26 protein-coding genes and 2 pseudogenes are annotated in these 21549 nt (G+C 62.9%); 21 read left to right on the top strand and 7 right to left on the bottom strand.

The features are described 5' to 3' along the window. Nucleotides 1–539 (bottom strand): VCBS domain-containing protein (locus LB552_RS25470; RefSeq protein WP_224610899.1); only part of this gene is annotated, 539 nt, incomplete at its 3' end. Between the two features lie 626 nt (nt 540–1165). Further along, nucleotides 1166–2659: an ATP-binding protein gene (locus tag LB552_RS25465; RefSeq protein WP_224547988.1), complete on the bottom strand. Its 1494-nt coding sequence runs from the start codon at nt 2657–2659 to the stop codon at nt 1166–1168. Between the two features lie 205 nt (nt 2660–2864). Between LB552_RS25465 and LB552_RS25460 the strand changes: the two genes are divergently transcribed. Then, entirely contained in the window at nt 2865–3119 is a 255-nt protein-coding gene (locus LB552_RS25460) for a hypothetical protein (RefSeq protein WP_095766222.1), read from the top strand. A 91-nt stretch (nt 3120–3210) separates the two neighbouring features. On the opposite strand, the gene LB552_RS25455 is transcribed toward LB552_RS25460, so the two are convergent. Further along, entirely contained in the window at nt 3211–3696 is a 486-nt protein-coding gene (locus tag LB552_RS25455) for a hypothetical protein (protein WP_095766686.1), read from the bottom strand. A 187-nt stretch (nt 3697–3883) separates the two neighbouring features. Between LB552_RS25455 and LB552_RS25450 the strand changes: the two genes are divergently transcribed. Both LB552_RS25450 and LB552_RS25445 read left to right on the top strand, forming a co-directional pair. Continuing rightward, on the top strand, nt 3884–4249 hold the full coding sequence (locus LB552_RS25450; protein ID WP_140846294.1) for a RidA family protein: 366 nt from the start codon (nt 3884–3886) through the stop codon (nt 4247–4249). A gap of 118 nt (nt 4250–4367) precedes the next feature. Continuing rightward, nucleotides 4368–5595, top strand: a pseudogene (locus tag LB552_RS25445) (amidohydrolase/deacetylase family metallohydrolase). 212 nt (nt 5596–5807) lie between these two features. Here LB552_RS25445 and LB552_RS25440 read toward each other — a convergent pair. Next, nucleotides 5808–7595, bottom strand: a complete 1788-nt coding sequence (locus LB552_RS25440) for an NAD(P)/FAD-dependent oxidoreductase (RefSeq protein WP_224610897.1) — start codon at nt 7593–7595, stop codon at nt 5808–5810. Nucleotides 7596–7631: 36 nt separating this feature from the next. Between LB552_RS25440 and LB552_RS25435 the strand changes: the two are divergent. Further along, nucleotides 7632–7910, top strand: a pseudogene (locus tag LB552_RS25435) (helix-turn-helix domain-containing protein); the annotation flags it as partial. 251 nt (nt 7911–8161) lie between these two features. Here the strand turns inward: LB552_RS25435 and LB552_RS25430 are convergent. Then, nucleotides 8162–8761 carry an invasion associated locus B family protein gene (locus LB552_RS25430; RefSeq protein ID WP_224610896.1) on the bottom strand — a complete coding sequence of 200 codons (600 nt, stop codon included), beginning with the start codon at nt 8759–8761 and terminating at the stop codon, nt 8162–8164. A gap of 172 nt (nt 8762–8933) precedes the next feature. Here LB552_RS25430 and LB552_RS25425 point away from each other — a divergent pair, with 172 nt between their 5' ends. From LB552_RS25425 to LB552_RS25380, 10 genes are all read left to right on the top strand, one after another. After that, complete coding sequence (locus LB552_RS25425; RefSeq protein ID WP_224610894.1) at nt 8934–9110, top strand: hypothetical protein; 177 nt, start codon at nt 8934–8936, stop codon at nt 9108–9110. Between the two features lie 108 nt (nt 9111–9218). Continuing rightward, nucleotides 9219–9515, top strand: a complete 297-nt coding sequence (locus LB552_RS25420; RefSeq protein ID WP_095769288.1) for a hypothetical protein — start codon at nt 9219–9221, stop codon at nt 9513–9515. A gap of 249 nt (nt 9516–9764) precedes the next feature. Then, nucleotides 9765–10232 (top strand): NUDIX hydrolase, encoded by a 468-nt coding sequence (locus LB552_RS25415; protein WP_224610892.1) that lies wholly within the window; start codon nt 9765–9767, stop codon nt 10230–10232. 143 nt (nt 10233–10375) lie between these two features. Next, nucleotides 10376–10699 carry an ArsR/SmtB family transcription factor gene (locus tag LB552_RS25410; protein WP_140846288.1) on the top strand — a complete coding sequence of 108 codons (324 nt, stop codon included), beginning with the start codon at nt 10376–10378 and terminating at the stop codon, nt 10697–10699. Next, on the top strand, nt 10696–11100 hold the full coding sequence (locus tag LB552_RS25405; protein WP_095769285.1) for an SRPBCC domain-containing protein: 405 nt from the start codon (nt 10696–10698) through the stop codon (nt 11098–11100). Before LB552_RS25410 ends, LB552_RS25405 begins: the two co-directional genes overlap by 4 nt. Before the next feature lie 78 nt (nt 11101–11178). Continuing rightward, nucleotides 11179–11571: a VOC family protein gene (locus tag LB552_RS25400; protein ID WP_224610890.1), complete on the top strand. Its 393-nt coding sequence runs from the start codon at nt 11179–11181 to the stop codon at nt 11569–11571. Nucleotides 11572–11610: 39 nt separating this feature from the next. Next, the gene (locus tag LB552_RS25395) at nt 11611–11844 is read left to right on the top strand and encodes a hypothetical protein (RefSeq protein ID WP_095769283.1); all 234 of its coding nucleotides are present in this window, start codon (nt 11611–11613) and stop codon (nt 11842–11844) included. Next, nucleotides 11844–12287 carry a DUF1801 domain-containing protein gene (locus LB552_RS25390; protein WP_224610888.1) on the top strand — a complete coding sequence of 148 codons (444 nt, stop codon included), beginning with the start codon at nt 11844–11846 and terminating at the stop codon, nt 12285–12287. The genes LB552_RS25395 and LB552_RS25390 overlap by 1 nt, the downstream gene beginning before the upstream one ends. 78 nt (nt 12288–12365) lie before the next feature. Next, the gene (locus LB552_RS25385) at nt 12366–12764 is read left to right on the top strand and encodes a DUF1801 domain-containing protein (RefSeq protein ID WP_224532207.1); all 399 of its coding nucleotides are present in this window, start codon (nt 12366–12368) and stop codon (nt 12762–12764) included. A 300-nt stretch (nt 12765–13064) separates the two neighbouring features. Further along, entirely contained in the window at nt 13065–15542 is a 2478-nt protein-coding gene (locus LB552_RS25380) for an EAL domain-containing protein (RefSeq protein ID WP_224610886.1), read from the top strand. Here the strand turns inward: LB552_RS25380 and LB552_RS25375 are convergent. Beyond that, a complete protein-coding gene (locus LB552_RS25375) occupies nt 15539–16099 on the bottom strand; it encodes a GNAT family N-acetyltransferase (RefSeq protein ID WP_224610885.1) in 561 nt (186 codons plus the stop codon). The genes LB552_RS25380 and LB552_RS25375 overlap by 4 nt on opposite strands. 186 nt (nt 16100–16285) lie before the next feature. Between LB552_RS25375 and LB552_RS25370 the strand changes: the two genes are divergently transcribed. Beyond that, a complete protein-coding gene (locus LB552_RS25370; RefSeq protein ID WP_140636930.1) occupies nt 16286–16741 on the top strand; it encodes a DUF2214 family protein in 456 nt (151 codons plus the stop codon). 12 nt (nt 16742–16753) lie between these two features. Here the strand turns inward: LB552_RS25370 and nth are convergent, their stop codons facing one another. Continuing rightward, nucleotides 16754–17563, bottom strand: a complete 810-nt coding sequence (nth, locus tag LB552_RS25365) for an endonuclease III (RefSeq protein ID WP_224610884.1) — start codon at nt 17561–17563, stop codon at nt 16754–16756. 22 nt (nt 17564–17585) lie between these two features. On the opposite strand from nth, the gene LB552_RS25360 reads away from it, so the two are divergent. The 6 genes from LB552_RS25360 (at nt 17586) to LB552_RS25335 (ending at nt 21414) form a co-directional block, all read left to right on the top strand. Beyond that, nucleotides 17586–18080, top strand: coding sequence for a DUF2244 domain-containing protein (locus tag LB552_RS25360; RefSeq protein WP_140846281.1), 495 nt, complete (start codon nt 17586–17588; stop codon nt 18078–18080). A 327-nt stretch (nt 18081–18407) separates the two neighbouring features. Continuing rightward, on the top strand, nt 18408–19313 hold the full coding sequence (locus LB552_RS25355) for a methylated-DNA--[protein]-cysteine S-methyltransferase (protein ID WP_176477139.1): 906 nt from the start codon (nt 18408–18410) through the stop codon (nt 19311–19313). 236 nt (nt 19314–19549) lie between these two features. Continuing rightward, nucleotides 19550–20023: a hypothetical protein gene (locus LB552_RS25350; protein WP_224548052.1), complete on the top strand. Its 474-nt coding sequence runs from the start codon at nt 19550–19552 to the stop codon at nt 20021–20023. Nucleotides 20024–20046: 23 nt separating this feature from the next. Further along, nucleotides 20047–20439: a hypothetical protein gene (locus tag LB552_RS25345; protein ID WP_140546269.1), complete on the top strand. Its 393-nt coding sequence runs from the start codon at nt 20047–20049 to the stop codon at nt 20437–20439. Next, complete coding sequence (locus tag LB552_RS25340) at nt 20406–20957, top strand: hypothetical protein (protein ID WP_095769275.1); 552 nt, start codon at nt 20406–20408, stop codon at nt 20955–20957. The genes LB552_RS25345 and LB552_RS25340 overlap by 34 nt, the downstream gene beginning before the upstream one ends. Then, entirely contained in the window at nt 20932–21414 is a 483-nt protein-coding gene (locus LB552_RS25335) for a hypothetical protein (protein WP_095769274.1), read from the top strand. Before LB552_RS25340 ends, LB552_RS25335 begins: the two co-directional genes overlap by 26 nt. Nucleotides 21415–21549 lie beyond the last annotated feature (135 nt).

The raw sequence follows: 21549 nt of genomic DNA, 5'->3' as shown, positions 1-21549 counted from the left end.
TTGCCGCCGGTGTTCTGCGCCGCGTTGGTCTCGGTCAGCTCCGCCGTGCTGGTGCCGGTGATCACCGCCGCGTCGTTCACACCATTGATCACCACCGACAGCGTACCCACGCTGAGCGTGCCGTTCGACATCTTGATCGTATATTGGATCGTGTCCGTGAACTGCTCGCCAGCGCCGAGCGCGTTGATCAGGGGGGCTAGAGTGGTTGCGTCATAATGAATCTTGTTGTCGGTGCCGATCCAGAATTTCGCCCCGCTCGTGCTGCTGGTTTCGATGACGTTCGCACCGTCCTGGATCAGCAGGTCCTTGTTGTAATCAGCGAACGCCTTGTTGGTGACGACAATCCCGGCCCCTCCGTTATCGTTCTTGATGCCGTCGTCCACCGAATAGATCGTCGTCTTGGTTCCGCCGCCGCTCGCCGCGAGAACGTCGAATGTGAACAGGAGGCTGCCGTCCTCGCTGCCGGATTGCGTCAGATTGGCTGCCGCGCCCGAATTCGAAAACGTGACGGTCGAGCCTGAAACTGTTGTGGTCGCCATTGCCAATTACCCCCTGTGATCCCTTTGCGAACGACCAAAGTGTTCGCCCCGACGGTTACTGCTGATCCTGGTGCGGACGACGCAAGCGAATGCTTCCGCCCGCGGCGGTTGGTCAGGACCAAGCCACTCTGATTGAACGTAAAAACTTCTCTCGCCGAGAGACAAAACCCCACCCCAGAGCGCTTGCACGCTCGCACCCAACGTTCCTAGCTGGCGTGCCCCCCTTCGGTCGCCGCAATCGCGGGACAAGCAAACCTATATTCAGGTATATTAGCTTTTTACGATTTGGAAACCATAACGGAATATATATCCCCGCGTAATGTTAACGATTCATTAAACATTTAACAAATCTGCCACCCCATCGATTGATGCCTGTGTCTCCCAAAGTGGGCTGCGATTTGGAGGGAATGATATGCACAAAACAAAGACTTAAAGTGCACGGCCCGAGTCCGTTTCGGCGCAGCGTCATTTGATGGCGCAGCGTTGACTTCGCCATCGCTCGGTCGCTGGCATTTCTGTTGGAATTTTATCGGTACATGTAGTGCTGCGTGCCACCGACAAAGCAGGCTCGCCGTCAACCAATGGCGCAAAGGCTGCCAGAGCGCGGTCGCCAGCGTCTTCCGATGTCAGCCAGCCAGGCTGTCCTGCTCCACGGCGTTCGGGTCGCCCGGCGCCGTCGCCCAGGCGAGTTCGACCAGCGTCACCGTGCGCCGGCCGGCTCCGTCGACCTGGCAGACGATGAGGCCCTGCTCCTCGATATAATCGAGCAGCCGGCGCGCGCGGCGCAGCGAATGCGAACCGTAAGCCCGCGCGATCGCCGCGTCGCTCGGGCAAGGCCAGCCTTCCTTGGCGGCGCGCGCGATCATCATGAAAACGCCCTGCATGTCTTCGGGCAGCAGCGAGGCGCGCACGGAAACGTCGCGCCAGGCGTCGTCCTCGGCCATGTCGGAGCCGACGCCGGCGCGGGCGCGCGTCAGCATGCGGCGGAACTCCGACAGGTCGGGCACGACCGAAGCGAGGCCCTCGATGCGGCAGCGGACCACGAACTCCTGGTAGAGCACGCCGATGACGCGGAACCCCGCATCCGGCTCCGCCAGGATGGCGCGCAGGATGCGGTCCATCCGCTCGCGCCGCTCTGCCAGGTCTTCGGCGCTTGGCTGCGGTTCCATCGGCTCGGGGCGGATGTCCAGCGGCGCGGCCTTGGCCGCCATCAATTGGTCGAGCAGGTCGGGCGAAGGCCGGCGCTGCGGCCTGACCGTCTCCGGCGGCGGCGCGGCAAGAATGATCGCGCGCGCATCTTCGAGCGCGGCTCCCGGCATCGGCATCAGCCGCGGCGTGCCGTTGCGCGGACTGGTTTCGGTCTGGCCGATGCGCACGCCGAGCGGACGGCGCGACAAGGCAGGACCGAGCGCCATGAAATGCCCGCGCTCCAGGTCGCGAAAAGCTTCGGCCTGACGCCGTTCCATGCCGAGCAGGTCGGCGGCTCGCGCCATATCGATGTCGAGGAAGGTCCGGCCCATCAGGAAGTTGGAGGCTTCCGCCGCGACGTTCTTGGCGAGCTTCGCCAGCCGCTGCGTGGCGATGATGCCGGCAAGCCCGCGCTTGCGGCCGCGACACATCAGATTGGTCATGGCGCCCAGCGAGAGCTTGCGTGCCTCGTCCGAAACCTCGCCGGCGGCGGCGGGCGCGAAGAGCTGCGCCTCGTCGACGACCACGAGCATTGGGTACCAATGGTCGCGCGCGACCTCGAACAGCCCGCCGAGGAAGGCCGCGGCCCGCCGCATCTGGTTCTCGGCATCGAGCCCTTCGAGGTTGAGCACCGTCGAGACGCGGTGGATGCGCGCCCGCTCGCCAGCCGCCTGCAGGCCGCGCTCGGTATGTTCCTCCGCGTCGATCACCAGATGGCCAAAGCGTTCACCCAGAGACACGAAGTCGCCTTCCGGGTCGATGATGGTCTGCTGCACCCAGGGCGCGCTCTGCTCCAGAAGACGGCGCAGCAGATGCGACTTTCCCGAGCCCGAATTGCCCTGCACCAGCAGGCGGGTCGCCAGCAACTCCTCAAGGTCGAGGGCCGCCGACGCGCCTGCGCTCGTCTGCCCCATCTCGATTGCAACGGTCATATTTCGACTCGGATCGTCTCCCTGCGCGCGACGGGCTTATCAACCCGAGCGCGGTGCGTCGAGCTTACGCTGCCGTTAGCCAGCAGGTGTCCACATCTCACGGCAGGCTGCCGCCAGCCACACTGGTCGGACCACCATTTTGCTGGCACATTCCAACCGTTGGCGTATCATCTTTTGCGGGAGGGTTCATGGCAGGAGGAGGCCGATGAACGTCGCTGCGGAAGTGCCCGTCATAGATCCGACGGTGCAAGACCTTGTTTCATCTGCTCTTTCGAAATTTCGCGCCGGCGATACCATCTCGACCCGGGCGATGCTCGACGCCATACGCCGATCCGACCCGGCTTGCCAGGACAGTGACGACCATCTCATCGAACTGATCGTCATGGCCGCCGTTGGTAAGACCATGGGCGTCGTGTTCGACCACCGCTCGCCCGATGAGCGGTTGCCACGGCTGTCCTAGCGAGCCCGTCGGCTGAAGCCTTCGCTAACGTCGTCAATGACAAACTGACAGACGCTTCGGCTAAGCTCAGTCGGCGTCCGATAGCTCCTTCCTAGCTGCCCAGCGGATGCGGCATGTAGCCGACAAAGCCGGCAATCTTCCAGCGTCCGCCGACCTTGCGGCAGAAGTAGAGCGTCTGCCATTTGAGCCGGTCGACGCCGCCGTCTGCCTTGGCGACCGAGCCGTCGAACTTCTTGTGCAGCACCGCGCGGTCGCCGTCGACGTCGATGTCGCGCATGTTGGTGACGCGAAACAGCGCTTCGCGCAGCGGCTCGGCGAATTTCGTCGCCGCGGTTTCCTTGGCCTGCCGCAGCCATTCGTCGCGATAGACCTCCAGCCGGGGGAACTGCAGCCGCCAGGCATCTGCATTGGCAAGGAAATGCGCATGCATGCCGAAGAAGCTTTCCGCGATGAAATCGTCCTCGACCATCGACCAGTCCTGACCGAGGAAGGCGTCGATATCGCGCCGCACCAGCATTTCCCACAGCGCGTGGCGGTCGGCATCGCCTTCCGGAAACGGATTCTTGTCGAAGGTCATGCCGATCTCCCTCATATGCGCGGCCGATTTCAAGCCGCGTCGAGCGCAAGATGCTCAGGCTTCTGTAATAAAGCAACATGGATTTCGAAAGAATGTTGCTTTCCGACATTGGCTCTAGGAGGATCGTGCCGACAGGCGTAGACGGCTATGCAACCCGGTTCCCGTCGTCGATTGAAGGAGGCTCCCCTTGTCCAAGCAGTGCTTTGGGAAATCCCACGTTCCGCTCTCGCCCGCCGTCCGTGCCGGCGATTTCGTCTATATTTCCGGTCAAGTGCCGGTGGGCAGCGACGGGCTCGTGATCAAGGGCGGCATCGCCGAGCAGGCCGAGCAGGTGCTGCAGAACGTCAAAGCGGCCCTGGCGCTCGCCGGCTGCACCATGGACGATGTGGTGAAGACCACCGTCTGGCTGGAGGACGCGCGCGATTTCGGCACATTCAACACCGTTTATGCAAAACATTTCCCGAAGGATCCGCCGGCGCGGACCACGGTCGAATCGCGCCTGATGATCGACATCAAGATCGAAGTCGAAGCCGTCGCCTATCGGCCGGTCTGATCGCCCGGTCGGATCGCTTGAAGCAATTCCAGGAAAAGTGCTTAGCGGTTAGTTCGGCGACTTCGCCGTACCTTCCGTCCGGAATTGCGTGAAACGAACCAACAAAGCGAGGGCACCGATGCAGTTCGATCTCCTGATCAAGGGCGGGCGCCTCATCGATCCCGCATCGGGCTTGGACGCGCCACGCGATGTTGCCATTGCCGATGGCCGCGTCACCGCGATCGACGCCGCCATCAATGCCGAGGCGGCGAGTGAAGTCGTCGATGCCAGGGATTGCATCGTCACGCCCGGCCTAATCGACCTGCACAGCCACGTCTATTGGGGCGGCACCTCGCTCGGCGTCGACGCCGACCGGCTCGCCGCCAAGAGCGGCACCACCACTTTCATCGATGCCGGCAGCGCCGGCGCCGGCAATTTCCTCGGCTTCCGCCGCCACGTCATCGAGCGCTCGAAGGTCCGCATCCTCGCTTACGTCAACATTTCCTTCGCCGGCATTTTCGGCTTCGCCAAGACAGTGTCGGTCGGCGAATGCGGCGACCTCAGGCTTTGCGAGCCGCGCGAGACGGTGGCTGCGCGAGCACGCCGATGTCGTCGTCGGCGTCAAGGTCCGTTCCGGGCAAGCATGCCGGCGGCTCGAGCGGCATCGCGCCTGTCGACCTCGCGCTCGAAGCCGCCGACAAGGCCGGCCTGCCGCTGATGACGCATATCGACGAGCCGCCGCCCGGCCGCTCGGAAGTGCTGCCCAGGCTGCGCCGCGGCGACATTCTCACCCATTGCTTCCGGCCTTTTCCCAACGCGCCGGTCTTTGCCTCCGGAGCGGTGCGGCCGGCATGCGGCTGGCGCGCGAGCGCGGCGTCATCTTCGACATCGGCCACGGCATGGGTTCCTTCGACTTCGAGGTGGCGAAGGCGATGCTTGCCGAAGGCCTCGCGCCCGACGTCATCTCCAGCGACGTGCATCTCTACTGCGTCGACGGTCCGGCCTTCGACATATTGGTCTGCATGTCGAAGCTCATGGCGCTCGGCATGCCGTTGGTCGAGGTGCTGCGCGCGGCGACGCAGCGGCCGGCGGAGGCGATCGCAAGGCCGGAACTCGGCACGCTGAAGGTCGGCGGCACCGGCGACGTCGCCGTGTTGAAGCTGCAGCCCGGCCGCTTCACTTTCGTTGACGCGGTCGGGACGTCACTGGTCGCGGATCAGCGACTAGTCTCCAAAGGCATCGTCATCGGCGGCAAATGGTGGCCGAACGAAGCGCCCGACCACAATGAGACGGAGCGCTTCGAGGCCCATGCGCATCACACGCATGTCGATGTGGCGGCGAGGCATTTTGGGCGGGGGTATGATTAGCTGATCTCTCCTTGAGGGGAGATGGCCGGCAGGATTGCGGCGGCGGCGCGTTTGACGAATGGCTTCCCCCACTCCGTCGCTGCTTCGCAGCGCCACCTCTCCCCCCTCCGGAGGGAGAGGAAGGGAGCCAGCTGGAATAAGCGCGCGCCTTCCTCTCCCCCGTCGATCGGGGGAGAGGTGTCGAGCGAAGCTCGACGGAGTGGGGGTCGATCTTACCCAGCGTTGCTCGGCTCCCCATCCACCGGCGTCGCTATCCCCTCCATGCGCGCCTTGAGCTGCAGCGCCACGAACTTCGAGTAGAATCTCGACAGCGCCAGATTGCCACCGTGGAACCATAGCGCTTCCTGCGCCGTCGGCTTCCACATATTGCGCAATTCGCCCTGCCATGGACCCGGATCGCCCTTCACGCCGGAGCCGAGGCCCCAGCACGGACCTACCTTGTCGGCGACCTCGCGCGAGACTATCCCCGCTACCGTCTCGTTCATCGACTGGTAGCCGGTGCAGCAGACGATCGCGTCGACGGCGAGCTCGCTGCCGTCTTCAAACAGGATGCCGTCCGGCGTCAGCGACTTGATGCCGACGCCGCTTTTGACCTTGATCTCGCCGTTCAGGATCAGCTCGCACGCGCCCACGTCGATGTAATAGCCAGAGCCTGTCCGATAGGCCTTCATCAACAGCCCTGTCTCGTCCTCGCCAAAGTCGATGGCGAAGCCGCTGTCGCTGAGGCGCCTGTAGAAATCCGCATCGCGCCCCCGGATCACGTCATAGAGCGCGCGCTGACCCTTCGGCACCAGCGCGAAGGGCATCGAGGCGACGATCATGTCGGCCTTGTCGGTGGTGATGCCGCGCGCCAGCGCCTTTTCCGAGAAGATCTCGAAACCGACATCCATCAGCGTGTCGGACTTAACCACCGTCGTCGGCGAGCGCTGCACCATGGTGACCTTGGCGCCCGCTTCCCACAGGTCGACGCTGACATCGTGGCCTGAGCTTGCAGCACCTATCACCGCCACGCGCTTGCCGCGAAACTTCTCGCCGGTGGAATATTGGCTGGAATGCAGAAGCTCGCCCTTGAAGCTGTCGGCGCCCGGCAGCTCGATCTGCCGCGGCGGGCCGTAGGCGCCGGTAGCGAAGACGATATGCTTCGGCTTCAGCGTGATGCGCTGGCCGACGCGGTCGACCACCACGGTCCAGACTTTTTCGGCCTCGTCATAGGCGGCGCTGATGCATTTGGTGGCGACCCAGTAGTTCAGCTCCATGACGCGGGTATACATCTCCAGCCAGTCGCCCATCTTGTCCTTGGGCGTGAAGACCGGCCAGTTTTCCGGGAACGGAATGTAGGGCAGATGATCGTACCAGACGGGATCGTGCAGCACGAGCGAGCGGTATCGGTTGCGCCAGGAATCGCCGGCGCGCGCGTTCTTCTCGATGATCAGCGTAGGGACGCCGAGCTGGCGCAGCCGGGCGCCGAGCATGATGCCGCCCTGCCCGCCGCCGATCACCAGGCAATAGGGCTGCTCATGCACGCCGAGATCGCGCGCCTCGCGTGCCCGTGCTTCCGCCCAGGTCTCGCGCTTCGGGTCGGCCTTGTGGCGGATGCCGAGCGGCCGCGCCGGGCCTTTCCGCTCCTCGAATCCTTTGAGCTCGCTCATCGCCGTGAACAGCGTTCGGCAGCGGCCGTCCTTGAGCCGCAGGATCCCCTCGCCGCGTGCCACCGCTGTCTCGAATGTGAACCAGGCCTCGACGGTGCCGTCGTCGACGCTGGGCTCTCCGGACAGCCGCCAGTGCGAGGGTTGCGCCAAGTGGAGCGTGGCCTTGAGCATTTCGCGGATCGCCGCCTGCCCCTCCATGGTCTTGATATTCCAGGTGAAGGTCAAGAGATCGCGCCAGTAGCAATGCTGCGCGAAGAGGTTCGTCGCCGCCTCGATATCGCCGGCCTCGAGCGCCCGGCCGAATGAGCCGAGCCAGGTTGCCGCCTGTTGCGATGGTGCGATGTCGAGCATTTTTCGTCGTTCCCTTTTTGTTCGAATTCTTTATCCCTTTCGGTCGACCATGTGAAGCGTATCGTCAAGGTCGAGGACAAGGAAGTGAAACTGTCGCCCAAGGAATACGACATCCTGCGCATGCTCGTGCAATATGCCGGCAAGGTGCTGACCCATCAGTTCCTGATGAAGCGGATCTGGAACGACTCGACCGACGTCCAATACCTCAGGGTCTATGTGCGTCAGCTGCGGCAGAAGATCGAGAAAACGCCGGACCAGCCGCGCTACATCATCACCGGGACGGGAGTGGGATACCGTTTGCGCGAGGTTGAGTAGCTGAGGCAAGCCGTGCTGGTTGGCCGAAACCTTCCAACTTCGTCATCCCTGGGCGGAGCAGCCGCGAAGCGGCGTCGCGGAGACCCTGGGATCCATTCCGTTACCTGGATTGTAGAGCGCAGCGGCGCAGAATTCTGCACCGTGAGCAGCGCTCCTATGTCACGGAATGGATCCTCGGGTCTGCGCGCGTCGCTTCGCTCCTTGCTCCGCCCGTGGATGACGAAGTGTTCAGCCGGCCGGTCTTCGACAACCTAGTCCGCCGACAGGTCCGCCGTCCGCGCCAGGGCGCTGCCGAAGCCGTTGAGCGAGATGGTGAAGGAGATCGGCTGCGCAGTGTCGGCCGCCGTGGCGTTGACCTTCAGCGTGGTGCCGTTCTGCAGCAAGGGCGTGATATTGGCGTCGAACGTCACCGGTACCAGGCAACCTACCGCCTGGCAGGTGTTGAACTGCAACGTGCCGTCCAGCTTCTTGTCGTCGATTTCGAACGAGATCCCGTTGGCCAAGGCGAGCCCGAAGGGCAGCGCCAGCGTGCCGGCGGCGTCCTGACCGGTCTTGGTCGTCAATTCGATCGCCAGCAGCCGCTGGCCGCTCTGCTTGTTGAACTGCTGATGCGACAGGCTGCAGACCTTGTTGGTGCCGGTGACCTGGCAGTTTACCGTCCAGTCGCCATGCGTCTCCGACAGCGCCGAGGCGCCGCCCGGCAGCTGCGGCTTGGCCGCTGCGTCGCCTGGCTGAGCGGCCGCGGGCGCCATCTTGTCGGCCTTATTTTGCGCGGCAACTCCCGCTGCCGGCACACCGGCAATGCAGGCGGCTGCCAGCATCGCCGCGAAATACGCGTATTTCGTCCTCATGAGATCCCTTCTTAGCCGCCGCCCGCGTCAGCTAAAAGCTGACCTTCAGAGACACGCTGACCGCATTCTGCTTGACCGTTTGCCGAAAGGCGTCGTCGTACCTGACAGCAACCCGACGCCGTTGACGCCATCGAGCTCCAGCCCGGCGCCGACCCGATACAGGGGCGAATCGATGGCTTCCGTCAAGTGCAATGCCGGATTGCCGGGCAGATTCTCGGCGGCGGCGAAATGCCTCTCGATCCACTGCTTGGTGGAGAACTCGACGCCGGCCTTTCCGCAGATCCGGGAACTGGCGATGGCGCTGACCGGGATGTCGGCCCCGATCTCCAGCGCCGGCGTCCCGGCATAGCCAATCGCCCGGCGTCGGTGAGCCGCATCACGTTTCGCGGTTACCCATGGCGTTATTGGCTGCCCGCATTATATGAAATGCATGGTTTTTTGTATGGGAGCCGCGCGGATGCTTCGTCACAGTCTGGCTGTTCTTGCGGGCGCAGTGCTGGCGGCCTCGGTTTATCTGATTGCGCCGTCTTATGCGCAGATCGTCATCCCGACGAACCGCAATGCATTGGTGCAGCAGAATGAGCTGCAGCAGTTGCAGAACCGCTTGCAGCGGCAGCAATACCAACAGCAGCAGCAAATCTATCGCGAACTCGACCGGCCGGCCCCGCCCAGGAGCCAGCCCGATGTGCCGGTATTTGACAAGACATGCCGGATGGAAGCGGTCGGCAACACGATTTCCAGGGTTTGCCGCTGACATTTTGTTTTTTTCAGTTTATTAGCCGACTTACTTGCCGGCAAAATGCCGGATTGCAAGGGCGGTGGTTCTAGAGCAATTCCAGGGAAAGTGTGACACGGTTTTCCGTCAGGAATTGCGTCAAAACTAAAGAGATGGAGCGGGTCGCCGTTTCCGTGAAACGGTGAAACGCTCTAGAGTTTGTAGGAGGACAGGTTTTTGCCCGCGCGGATAGCGTATGGCAGGGATGCTGCTCTGACGGAATTTGGAATGGCAACAACCAAGAAGAAAGCAGTCCGCAGAGCCAGGAAAGGCCAACGCATCCGCCAGGTGGCGGCCATTCCATATCGGGTGCGAGAAGACGGCAATCTCGAAGTGTTGCTGGTCACCTCACGCACCACGCGGCGCTTCATTGTGCCAAAAGGCTGGCCGATGAAGGGCAAGAGCGGGCGCAAGGCGGCAACGATCGAAGCCCGCGAGGAAGCCGGCGTGCTCGGCAGGACGCTGAAGCAGCCTGCCGGCACCTATTCCTATTGGAAACGCATGCCCGACGGCTTCATTCGGGTCGACGTTGTGGTCTATCTGCTCGAGGTCGCCGAGGAGCTTGTCGACTGGCAGGAAGCCGCGAACCGGCAGCGCGCATGGCTTCCGGCGGTCGACGCCGCCCTGCTCATCGACGAACCGGACCTTTCCACGCTGCTGAGGGATTTGACCGTTCCGCCAGCAAACGCGGCATAAGCAACCATCTTTTCAGTGCCGTCCGGCCGTACCGGCGTGCCGGCCCACGGCCGCGGCTTCAGGTGCGCGTCCTCATTCACTGCTTGACTCATGCATATCCCAATGGTTATACGTCAATCAATAGCCAACGGGTTATCGGTTAAATGACGACCGCGCATGACATGCTGTTCAGGACGCTCGCCGATCCGACGCGACGCGCCATCTTCGAACGCCTCTGCCGTCACGGCGAGCAGACGGTCGGAGCCCTGACCGCCCAGGCCGGGGTGTCGCAGCCGGCCGTGTCGAAGCATCTGGGCGTCCTCAAGGAGGCGGGACTGGTGCGCGACCGCCATGAGGGTCGCCAGACCCATTACAGTGCCCAGCTCAAGGCGCTCGCGCCGTTGATGGACTGGACGCGCCACATGGCGGGGTTTTGGGAAAGCCGCTTCGACGATCTGGAAGACCTGCTCAAAAGGATGGATCAATGAATGAGGCCGCAACGCGCTCCGTCATCGTCGAGCGCGAGATACCTTTTCCGCCAGAAAAGATCTGGCGCGCGCTCACCCAACCGCATCTCATCGAGGAGTGGCTGATGAAGAACAGCTTCAAGCCGGTCGTGGACCATCGCTTCAACATGAGCGCCGAATGGGGCGGCGTCGACTGCCAGGTGCGGACGGTCGAGCCCAACCGAACCCTGTCCTACAGCTGGGACACCAAGGATCTCGAGAGCGTGGTCACCTGGACGCTCACCCCGACGGGCAAGGGCACGCATTTGCGCATGGAGCAGGTCGGCTTCCGCACCGACCAGGAGCCGTATTACCGCGGCGCCACAGTGGGCTGGAAACGCAACTTCACGGCCCTGGAGCAGCTGCTTTCGCGGATCGATTGACGTCCGCCGAAGCCTCAAAAGACAGACACGGTCCCGGCGGGGCGGCAAACCGCAGGCGTAAGCAATGGAGACACCAAAATGAAGATCAAGCTGACCAGCATCTATGTCGACGACCAGAAAAAGGCCCTTGGCTTCTATACCGAAATTCTGGGCTTCACCAAGAAGGCCGACTTCACCAATGGGCCGTTTCGCTGGCTGACTGTCGTCTCGCCTGACGATCCGGACGGCACCGAACTGCAGCTGGCCCTCAACGACAATCCGGCGGCAAAGACTTATCAGCAGGCCATCTTCAAGCAAGGCCAGCCGGCGCTGATGCTGTTCACCGACGACATTAAGAGCGACCATGAGCGCATCAAGGCCAATGGCGGCAGTTTTGCCATGGCGCCGACCGCGGTGACCGGCGCGACCATCGCGCAGCTCAACGACACCTGTGGCAACCTCATTCAGCTTTCGCAACTGGCGCACTGGTAGAGAGCTCGATCCGTATCGTCATTCGCAAGGGAGGTTATATTGAACTGGAGCAAGTGGATCAGGCAGCTTCACCGCTGGCTTTCGATCATCTTCACCGTCACCGTCATTGCCAATTTCGCTGCCATGGCCATGGGCCCGCCGCCCGCCTGGATCGTCTATTCGCCGTTGATTCCGCTTTTCCTGCTGCTGTTCAGCGGCCTCTATATGTTCGTGCTGCCCTATGCCGCCAGATGGCGCGGGGAGCCGGCGGGCGAGCGCACGGGATCGGCCTGATGGCAAAGACGAAATCGAAGGCTGCCGGATCCGCGGACGCCAAACCTGTCCTGCTTTCGGGCGGCAACCCGCAGATCGCCAAGGGCTATGGCGATGCTCCGGTGCAGGCCTATATCGCGGCGATGCCGGGCTGGAAGAGCGAGGTCGGGCGCCGGCTCGACCAGCTCATCATGCAGGCCGTCCCTGGTGTGCAAAAGGCTGTCAAATGGAACTCTCCCTTCTACGGCATGGAAGGCGAAGGCTGGTTCCTCGGCATCCATTGCTTCGCCAAATACATCAAGGTGGCGTTCTTCCGCGGCCTGTCGCTGAAGCCCGTGCCGCCTGTCGAATCCAAGAGCAAGGACACACGCTATTTCCACATCCACGAGAACGAGCCGATCGACGAGGAGCAGTTCGTCTCCTGGGTGAAGCAGGCAAGCCGGCTGCCCGGCGAACGGATGTAAGCGCACGAAAAATCAAGCGCCATCTCCCCGAAAGGGCCATGGTGGCGATCTCTTATTCAGCATCGAGGAGAACCGTACATGCAACAAGGCGACGTACAGGACGGCAAGTCTGCGTCCGAACTGATCGACGGACGAATCAAGGAGCTGGGCGACTGGCGGGGCGAGACGCTTGCCCGACTCCGCGCTCTTATCAGGGAGGCGGCGCCCGAAGCCGTCGAGACATGGAAATGGCGCGGCGTCCCTGTCTGGGAGGATGCCGGCATGATCTGCACCGGCGAGACTTACAAGGCAGTCGTCAAGCTGACCTTCGCCAAAGGCGCGGCGCTGCCCGATCCCAAGAAGCTCTTCAACTCCAGCCTGGAAGGCAACACCCGGCGCGCCATCGATTTCAAGGAAGGCGACAAGATCGACGCCGACGCCCTGAAGGCGCTCGTCCGCGAGGCCGTTGCGCTCAACAAATCCAAGACCAGGCGCTGAGACGAGACTGTCGCGCGGCGCTATCGGATTGATGTTGCCGGCTTTTCTTCCGCGCCCTCGCACCGTAAACCGATATTAGGCACGAAATATCGGCATCAAGCGTGTAAGCGTCCTTCTGTTGCTGAGCAATAACTCATGAAACAAATACTGGGCAAATTTATCGACCGTTAATCCAGGCACGTTATTTGGATTGATGTCGCCAGTAACCGGACGACATGTGGGGAAGAACATCGTCTCAACCGGCGGATGAGCCAGTCGGACAGACACCGAGGGGGCCTGCGCACGCGCCATGGGAATGGGATGAAGCTCTCATCGACCGATGCCGCCCCGCGTCTCATCGGGCTGGTCTGGCCCTTCGTCGCGGTCGTCCTGATCCAGGCGCTGATTGCGACCCTCAGCCTCCACACGTTGTCAGCCGTCCGCGCCTATGTCGGCGGAGAAAGCCAATGGTCGAAGGGGCAGAAGCACGCCATCTATTTCCTCAGCCTTTATGCCGACACCGGCCGGGAAGAGTATTTCAGCGAATATCGTCAGGCCATCGCCGTGCCGCTGGCCGATCGCGCCGCGCGGCTTGCGCTCGAACAGGCTGAGCCCGACACGAATGCGGCCAGGCTTGGCTTTCTCGGCGGCAACAACCATCCCGACGATGTCGCCGGCCTGATCTGGCTGTTCCGGAATTTCCGCGGCGTCAGCTATCTCGACACGGCGATCCGCCACTGGACGGCTGCCGACGAGATGATCCTCGCCATCCAAAGACTTGGCGACGACATGCATCGCAGGCTCGAAAAAAGGCCGCCATCGTCAGCCGAGATCGCTCTCTGGAAAGTGCAAATCCACCAGATCGACCATCGGATCGGGCCGCTCGCCAAGGACTTTTCGGACAGTCTCGGCGAGGGATCGCGCTTCATCAAGACGGCGCTGACGGCGGCCAATCTCGCGACAGCCGCGCTGCTTATCCTGCTCGCCGTCTGGCGCACGCGAAAGCTGATGAAACAGCGCCAGGCATTTCAGACAGCCCTCAGCGCCGAGCGCGAGCGGGCTCAGATCACATTGGCCTCGATCGGCCAGGCTGTCATCAGCACCGATGCCAAGGGGCGGCTGGACTATATGAATGCCGGAGCGGAAAGGCTGCTTGCCTGCTCTTTACCCGCCGCCAAAGGCAGATCGGTCGCCTCGTTGTTCCGGCTCGTGGACAAGGACAGCGGCGTCGAGGAGACCGATCTGATCCCGCGCCTGCTGGCGGGCGAGCCGCGCCGCTCCAATGTTCGCCCGCAGCTTCTGGAGCGCCCCGACGGTTCGGTCGTGCCGGTGGCGCTGAACGGCGCTCCGCTGATCGTTTCCGGCTCGATCCTGGGTTGCGTCCTGGCCCTGCAAGACATGACGCGCGAGCAGGACTATATCGAGCGCCTGTCGTGGCAGGCATCGCATGATGCGCTGACCGGTCTCGTCAACCGCCGCGACTTCGAGAAGCGTCTGGCGAGTGCGATCTCCGAAGACCCGGAGAAGTCGCGCCGGCACGCGCTGATGTATCTCGACCTCGATCAGTTCAAGCTGGTCAACGATACCTGCGGCCACGCCGCCGGCGACCAGTTGCTGCGCCAGATCTCGGCGCTGCTCGCCAACGAGCTGCCGCCCGGCGACATCCTGGCGAGACTGGGCGGCGACGAGTTCGGCGTGCTGCTCTTCGATTGCGATGCCGACTGTGCCGCCGCCACCGCCGAACGATTGCGCGCCACGGTCCAGGATCTGCACTTCTCCTGGGAAAGGCGTCCCTTCAACATCAGCGTCAGCATCGGCATGGTCGAGGTCGCCAATGTCGGCATGACGCTGGAGGAGGTGCTGCGCGCCGCCGACGTCGCCTGCTACATGGCCAAGGAAAAGGGCCGCAACCGCGTCCAGCTCCACAGCGACGGCGACACCGCACTTCGCGAGCGCTTCGGCGAGATGGCCTGGGTGCAGCGCCTGCATGCTGCGCTGGATGAGAACCGCTTCCGGCTGCATGCGCAGGAGATCGCGCCGTTGCGCGACGATATTGCCGAGGCAGGCGCGCATGTCGAAATCCTGCTCAGGCTGACCGACGAGGACGGCAGCTTCGTCACCCCGCAGAGCTTCATTCCGGCGGCGGAGCGCTACGGACTGATGCCGGCGATCGACCGCTGGGTGGTACGCAACGCCTTCGCCATATTGGCGTCGCGACGCACCGATCCGCACGCGGCGCCGATATCCACCTGCGCGATCAATCTCTCCGGCGCCACATTCGGCGACGAGACGTTTCTCGGCTTCATGCGTGAGCAGTTCGCCGCGCACGCCATTGCGCCCGAAACGATCTGCCTGGAGATCACCGAGACCAGTGCCATCGCCAATCTGACCGAGGCCATGCGCTTCATCGCCGATCTGCGCAGCCTGGGCTGCCGCTTCGCGCTCGACGATTTCGGCTCCGGCATGTCGTCCTTCGCCTATCTGAAACATCTGCCGGTCGACTACCTCAAGATCGACGGCGGCTTCGTCAAGGACATGCTCGACGACCGCATCGATCGCGCGATGGTCGAGATGATCCATCACATCGGCAAGGTGACGGGAAAACGCACCATCGCCGAATTCGTCGAAAGCGATGGCATCGTCGAAGCCTTGAAGGCGATCGGCGTCGACTACGCGCAGGGCTATGCCATAGCGAGGCCTCAGCCATTCGACGCGACGACGGTGCTGGGCAGCCTTCCAGGTGCAAAGGCGGACGCGTGGAACGGAGTGGCAGGGGCCTTGCGCCGCAAGGCGGGTTAAGCGCTTTGCTTTCCGGATCCGGCCTGCCGTTCCAGCAGGATCGTCGGCTTCTCGTGGTAGGTGGTCCGCAAAATTTCTTTATAGCCGTTCCTTTCGGCCAACTTCTGCGAAGCGCCGTTTTCCGGATCGATGATGCAGACGGTTCTTGCCTGTCCGAACGTCTCGTCACTCCAGGCGACGATCCGCCCCACGACTTCGCTCGCAAGCCCTTGGCCATGCGCCTCCGAGGCCAGCGCCCAGCCGGCCTCCGGCACGCCTTCGAGAGACGGCACGATCTCGCGCTTGAGGTCGTGGAAGCCGGCCTCGCCGATGAAGCTCCCCCTCGCCTTGTCCTCGATCGCCCAGAATCCATAGCCGATCAGCGACCATAGGCCGGCATGGCGCAGGAAGCGCATCCAGCTCTCCTCCCGCGTGCGCGGCTTGCCGCCGATGAAACGGGTGACGGCGGGCTCCGCCCACATGGCGGCATAGGCTTCAAAATCGTCCAGCCTGTGCGGCCGCAAAACGGTGCGCGCCGTTTCGAGAAGCGGCACGCCGGCTTCGATCTTGATGCTCATGGCATTGCCCTCCATTGACGCGACCGCGCTTAGCAAAACAGCACGCTCGATCAAGAGCCAGGCCAATGCGTTGGCTCTTCCAGCCATAAAAGCCATGGCACGGCAGCATCGCTATGGGCTTTTTCCCCGGCGATGCTAGTTTGCGCGCGAAGCCGACCCAGACGCAAGTCGACCGAAGGAAGAACCATGGACACCACAGACCTGTTGCTGGCGATCGCGCATCACCTTCTGGTGTTCTCGCTGGCCGGCATCATCGGCGCCGAGTTCGTGCTGGTGCGCGGCGATTTGGCAGCGGCGACGCTGAAGCGCCTTGCCGGCATCGACCGCCACTACGGCATTATCGCCGCGCTGATCGTCATCGTCGGTATCTGCCGGGTGTTCTTCGGTCTGAAGGGCTGGGAATTCTACGTCTACAATTGGGTGTTCTGGGCAAAGATGGCGGCCTTCGTCATCGTCGGCCTGCTGTCGATTGTGCCGACTATGCGCTTCCTCTCCTGGAACAGGCAGGCGAGCGGCAATCCGTCTTTCGCGGTGCCGGCGGCGGAACTGGCATCGGTGAAGAACTATGTCCGCGCCGAGGGCTTTATCTTCCTGCTCATTCCAGTTTTTGCCGCGGCCATGGCGCGCGGCTACGGATATTAAAACTTTACTGAGTCAGACGGCCTCGACCGGAAACGTCTCATCCAGCGGCGCGATCGGCACCAGCGGGGCGGGCACGTCGGTGGTCTTTTCCTTCGACTTGCAGATGTCGGCGATGACGCAGACCGGGCAATCGGGCTTGCGCGCCTTGCAGACATAGCGGCCATGCAGGATCAGCCAGTGATGCGCATGGCGCATATATTCGGCGGGGATGACCTTGAGCAGCCCCTGTTCGACCTGATCCGGCGTATTGCCGGGCGCCAGCCCGATACGGTTGCCGATGCGGAAGATATGCGTGTCGACCGCCATGGTATGCTGGCCGAAGGCGACGTTGAGCACGACATTGGCGGTCTTGCGCCCGACGCCCGGCAGCTTCACCAGCTCGTCGCGATCCGGCGGCACCTGGCCTGCATAATCGTCGATCAGCGCCTTGGACAGCGCGATCACGTTCTTGGCCTTGTTGCGCCACAGACCGATGGTGCGGATATAGTCGCCGACCTTGGCCTCGCCCAATGCCAGCATCTTGGCCGGTGTGTCGGCCGCGGCGAACAGCGCCTTGGTCGCCTTGTTGACGCCGGCGTCCGTCGCTTGCGCCGACAGCACCACCGCGACCAGCAGGGTGAAGGCGTTGACATAGTCGAGCTCGCCTTTCGGCTCAGGCCGCTGCACGGAAAAGCGCTGGAATATCTCATGCACCTCGGCGGGGCTGTAGAGCGACCGCGTGGCGGCTTTTCGCGGCCGTCGACCAGGCGCCCGTCCGCCGCCCGGGATAGCGGGCTGAGGTTTTTTGACAGCTGCGGATTTTTTCGACTTGGGAGGCGCCATTTCCCTCCTATAATATTCCCTCATGAGCGACACAAACGCCTCGTTCCAGGCCGACGAGCCATTTTTCCAGGCCTTGCTGACGCCGCACCGCTCGCTCGGCCGCACCGGCTTCCTGATCCTGATGGGAGCGCTTCTGTTCGGCTGGGCGGTCACCGGCGCGTTCTTCCTGGCGCATGGCGCCTGGCCGGTGTTTGGCTTCTTCGGCCTCGACGTGGTCGCCGTCTACATCGCTTTCCGCGCCAATTACCGGGCTGCGCGCGCCCGTGAGGAGATCTCGGTCTCGCGCACCAGTCTCGACATTCGCAAGACAGCGCCTTCCGGCCGCTCGGAAAACCATCGCTTCAACCCGTTCTGGACGCGGTTCTCGATCGCCCGCCATGCTGAGATCGGCATCACCAAGATGGCCGTCGAGGCGCAAGGCAAGAGTGTCGCGATTGGCGGCTTCCTCAATCCCGACGACCGCGAAAGTTTTGCCACCGCCTTTTCGCGCGCGCTGGCGACCGCCAAGACGCGCTGATACGTCCAGTGTCTTCGCCCGGATGCAAATCTTAGCCCGAGGTTGCCGCCGACCTTGAGCCTTGAGAAATCATAGTCGATCCTGCGCACCGCCTCGTCGGCAAAGCGATCCTGGAGCAGCGAATTGGCCAGCCGGCTCTCCAGCGCCTTGCCGTAGAGCGTCATCAGCAAGGTCTCTCTTGCCCCGGTCAGATCAACCTTTTCGACGGTCATGATCGTCCTCTTCGGCGCGAAGCTGACTCTATCTGGGTGCGGATGGCGGGAAGGCAAGTTTCGGGTGGTGGCAAAGCTCTGGAGGACCGATATTCGCGGTCAAGGAGATATTGCCATGAACGCTCAGATGACCATGAATACGCGGATGAAACCAACCGCGATCCTTGAGAACGACATCACACCGGAAGGCAGCGACTACGACGTCGTGCGCCGCGCCATCGAGAAGATCAGCCTCGACTATCGCGACCAGCCCTCGCTCGAGGTGCTGGCCGAGGAAGTCGGCGAGACGCCTACCGGCCTGCAGAAACTGTTCACGCGCTGGGCCGGCCTGTCGCCCAAGGCCTTCCTGCAGGCGGTGACGCTCGACCACGCGCGCAGGCTGCTCGATTCAGGCATGCCGCTGCTGGAGACCTCGTTCGAACTCGGCATGTCCGGTCCGGGCCGGCTGCACGACCTCTTTGTCACCCATGAGGCGATGTCGCCCGGCGACTATAAGACCCGGGGCGCGGGTCTCACCATCCGCTACGGCTATCACATCTCGCCTTTCGGCATCGCGCTCATCATGGTCACCGACCGGGGCCTGGCGGGCCTCGCCTTCTGTGACGCCGGCGGCGAGCGGGCTGCCTTCGCCGACATGTCCGGCCGCTGGCCGAACGCGACTTACGTCGAGGACATGTCCGCCACCCAGGCTTACGCCGCGCGGGTCTTCGACCCGACGCAATGGCGCGCCGACCAGCCGCTGCGCGTGGTGATGATAGGCACTGATTTCCAGCTTCGCGTCTGGGAAGCATTGCTGCGCATCCCGATGGGTAGGGCCTGCACCTATTCCTCGATCGCGGCAAGCATCGGCGCGCCAAGCGCGAGCCGGGCCGTGGGCGCGGCGGTGGGCGCCAACCCGATGTCGTTCGTGGTGCCCTGCCACCGGGCGTTGGGCAAGTCCGGCGCGCTCACCGGCTATCACTGGGGCCTGACGCGCAAGCGCGCCATCCTCGGTTGGGAAGCGGGACAAGTGACGTCCTGAAAACAATCGATTTTTTCGCGCCTCCTTGCGAAAAACCGCGCATCAAATATAAAGCGGCACAAGCTAAACAAATAAACAGCCTTGTTCATGAAATGCAACCGGCGACAACCTCCGGTTATCGCCGCTTTCTTTGAAGTTGCTTTCCGTTGTTATTTCACTTAACGCTAAATTAACCACGATAAAGAGAAGATAACCCTACATTGAGCCGCATTATCCGGCTCGAAAGCGGGGTCTCAATGAAGTTCTTTCGCGCCGTCATGGCTGCGAGCGTGCTCGCCGCCTGCGGCGGCCAGGCAGCATCGGCCGCCACCACCGGAAATGTGCTGTTCAATGGTACGATCACCGCGACCTGCACGGTCACGATCAACTCCAACGGTACGATGACCGTCAGCAGCAATCTTCAGTCGCTGAGCTCGCATAATGCCGGCGGCTCAGCCGGCAGCGCTCAGGTCGATACCACGGGCGGCGTCTCGCTCAGCGTAGACCCGGTAACCACGACGACCGTGCCGGCTTCGGACGTTACGGCGACGACATGGACCCCCACCTTCGCCACTTCCGGCGCCCAGACGATTGCGGAAACCGGCACTGCGACGGCCCTGACGGTGCCAGGCACATCCACTGTCGCCGTCAATCTTTCCGGCACCAAGAGCGGCACGAACCGCTTCTCCGCCGGCAACTACCAAGCAACGGTGACGCTGCGCTGCGAATAGTCTTGTCGCGAAAGGAGTGATCCTTGAGAACGATTGCAATTCTGGCGGCGGGCCTGACTGCCGTGCTGTTTCCCATCGCCGCGACCGGCCAGTCGATGACGCCGATGCGGGGTGAGGTGCGATCCTTCGCGGATGCCTTCGCCGTTCGTGTCTTCCCAGGCAACCCGTATAACCAGCGCATACGTGTCGAGGTTCATGTCTATGACCAGGATTTCCAGCCGGTCGACGCCAAGATCACGCCAAGCGCCTTCCTTCTGGCCGGCCAGGCGTCGCGTCCGGTTCTGGTGGTCGTCCCGTTCGACGGCGCGAACGAGCGCAAGGTGCGTATCTGTACCGAGAGTATCCCCTTTCCAAGCGAGCAGACCCAGATAAGGGCACAGATATGCGGAAAGTTTTTCGGGCATCGCAGGTTCTGACCTTGTCCCTGTTGTCCGCCTTGGCTGTCGTAAGTCAGGGGCTTGCCGAGGACATCCTGAACCTGAATCAGAACCAAACCGGTTTCAGTCTGCCCGGCGTCAGCCTGCCTCAGGGCCAGGACGAGGTTCATGCCAGCGACGGCACGACCTGCCGCTCAGCCGTCTCCGGCAGCGGCGCCTATCTCGACCTCGGCGTCATCCGGGGCAACAACAGCAGCAATCAGGCCAATAGCGACATCGCAACATACGGCCGCGTGGTGATCCCGATCGGGCGGACGCCGAAACGCGTCGATTGCAGCCGCCTCTACGAGCTGGAAGTCGAGCGCCTGCAGCTTGAATTGAAGCTCCTGAAAATGGGCCTTGGCGCCGATGGTCAGACAACGGGGAGCACGACGGGCATCGCTGCCACGGCTTCCGAGGCTCCTACGGCTCGCTCGGCCGCATCGGCGGGATGGGCCAACGAAGGCTGGAGCATCAGAGGCACGACCGGCAATGAAAAGAAAAAGAAGAGGAAATAGCCGCGCGCTGCTTACGACGGCAGCGCTTGCCGGCTTCTGTCTCCCAGCACAGGCGGCGATCATCGGCACCTGCACCATCATGATCGGTGCCTCGGGAACGATGAAGTCGAACCCCTCTATCAACATATTCGGTTCCAAGCAGGCGGGCGGGTCGAGCGCCGGCGCCACCATCATCGCGAACTCGACGCTGTGTTCGATCCTGAACCTGCTAGACTGCTATACCGTCTCCGCGCCGGCGCCGATCGCCTTCACCTCGGCTCCGAGCGGCGGCGACACCGACGTCTCTTTCGCCTCAGTCTTTCGCCTCGACGGCTCGGGGCTGGATAACCCAGGCGGCTCGCCGCAGCGGCTGACCAACGGCACCCATACCATCCAGGTCGATCTGACCGCCACGAAATCGCCGGGCATCTTCCCGGCCGGCAGTTACCAGGCGGAGGTCACTGTCCGTTGCGAATGATGCTGTGGGCCAGACCGCGCCAGCGACGACATGATCTGGCAACCGGCGGGCTTTGCGGCTAGCTTCGCGCCCAGCCTGCAATTCCAGGGGAAAAAACACGCCATGCATTTCCCCTGGAATTGCGCAAGAAAGCAG

Source organism: Mesorhizobium sp. CA7 (genome assembly GCF_020165015.1).
Classification (GTDB): domain Bacteria; phylum Pseudomonadota; class Alphaproteobacteria; order Rhizobiales; family Rhizobiaceae; genus Mesorhizobium.
The sequence above is the reverse complement of the archived record's forward strand: the minus strand, read 5'-3'. Positions and strand labels throughout refer to the sequence as shown.

Bases quoted from the DNA above. Each gene is read 5' to 3' on its own strand.
- LB552_RS25390 (WP_224610888.1), top strand. From the start codon at position 11,844: ATGGCAAAGACGAAATCGAAGGCTGCCGGATCCGCGGACGCCAAACCT.
- LB552_RS25380 (WP_224610886.1), top strand. From the start codon at position 13,065: ATGAAGCTCTCATCGACCGATGCCGCCCCGCGTCTCATCGGGCTGGTC.
- LB552_RS25405 (WP_095769285.1), top strand. From the start codon at position 10,696: ATGAATGAGGCCGCAACGCGCTCCGTCATCGTCGAGCGCGAGATACCT.
- LB552_RS25455 (WP_095766686.1), bottom strand. From the start codon at position 3,696: ATGACCTTCGACAAGAATCCGTTTCCGGAAGGCGATGCCGACCGCCAC.
- LB552_RS25360 (WP_140846281.1), top strand. From the start codon at position 17,586: ATGAGCGACACAAACGCCTCGTTCCAGGCCGACGAGCCATTTTTCCAG.
- LB552_RS25355 (WP_176477139.1), top strand. From the start codon at position 18,408: ATGAACGCTCAGATGACCATGAATACGCGGATGAAACCAACCGCGATC.
- LB552_RS25415 (WP_224610892.1), top strand. From the start codon at position 9,765: ATGGCAACAACCAAGAAGAAAGCAGTCCGCAGAGCCAGGAAAGGCCAA.
- LB552_RS25425 (WP_224610894.1), top strand. From the start codon at position 8,934: ATGGCTTCCGTCAAGTGCAATGCCGGATTGCCGGGCAGATTCTCGGCG.
- LB552_RS25460 (WP_095766222.1), top strand. From the start codon at position 2,865: ATGAACGTCGCTGCGGAAGTGCCCGTCATAGATCCGACGGTGCAAGAC.
- nth (WP_224610884.1), bottom strand. From the start codon at position 17,563: ATGGCGCCTCCCAAGTCGAAAAAATCCGCAGCTGTCAAAAAACCTCAG.
- LB552_RS25440 (WP_224610897.1), bottom strand. From the start codon at position 7,595: ATGCTCGACATCGCACCATCGCAACAGGCGGCAACCTGGCTCGGCTCA.
- LB552_RS25430 (WP_224610896.1), bottom strand. From the start codon at position 8,761: ATGAGGACGAAATACGCGTATTTCGCGGCGATGCTGGCAGCCGCCTGC.
- LB552_RS25335 (WP_095769274.1), top strand. From the start codon at position 20,932: ATGAAAAGAAAAAGAAGAGGAAATAGCCGCGCGCTGCTTACGACGGCA.
- LB552_RS25420 (WP_095769288.1), top strand. From the start codon at position 9,219: ATGCTTCGTCACAGTCTGGCTGTTCTTGCGGGCGCAGTGCTGGCGGCC.
- LB552_RS25400 (WP_224610890.1), top strand. From the start codon at position 11,179: ATGAAGATCAAGCTGACCAGCATCTATGTCGACGACCAGAAAAAGGCC.
- LB552_RS25370 (WP_140636930.1), top strand. From the start codon at position 16,286: ATGGACACCACAGACCTGTTGCTGGCGATCGCGCATCACCTTCTGGTG.
- LB552_RS25375 (WP_224610885.1), bottom strand. From the start codon at position 16,099: ATGAGCATCAAGATCGAAGCCGGCGTGCCGCTTCTCGAAACGGCGCGC.
- LB552_RS25340 (WP_095769275.1), top strand. From the start codon at position 20,406: ATGCGGAAAGTTTTTCGGGCATCGCAGGTTCTGACCTTGTCCCTGTTG.
- LB552_RS25350 (WP_224548052.1), top strand. From the start codon at position 19,550: ATGAAGTTCTTTCGCGCCGTCATGGCTGCGAGCGTGCTCGCCGCCTGC.
- LB552_RS25465 (WP_224547988.1), bottom strand. From the start codon at position 2,659: ATGACCGTTGCAATCGAGATGGGGCAGACGAGCGCAGGCGCGTCGGCG.
- LB552_RS25385 (WP_224532207.1), top strand. From the start codon at position 12,366: ATGCAACAAGGCGACGTACAGGACGGCAAGTCTGCGTCCGAACTGATC.
- LB552_RS25410 (WP_140846288.1), top strand. From the start codon at position 10,376: ATGACGACCGCGCATGACATGCTGTTCAGGACGCTCGCCGATCCGACG.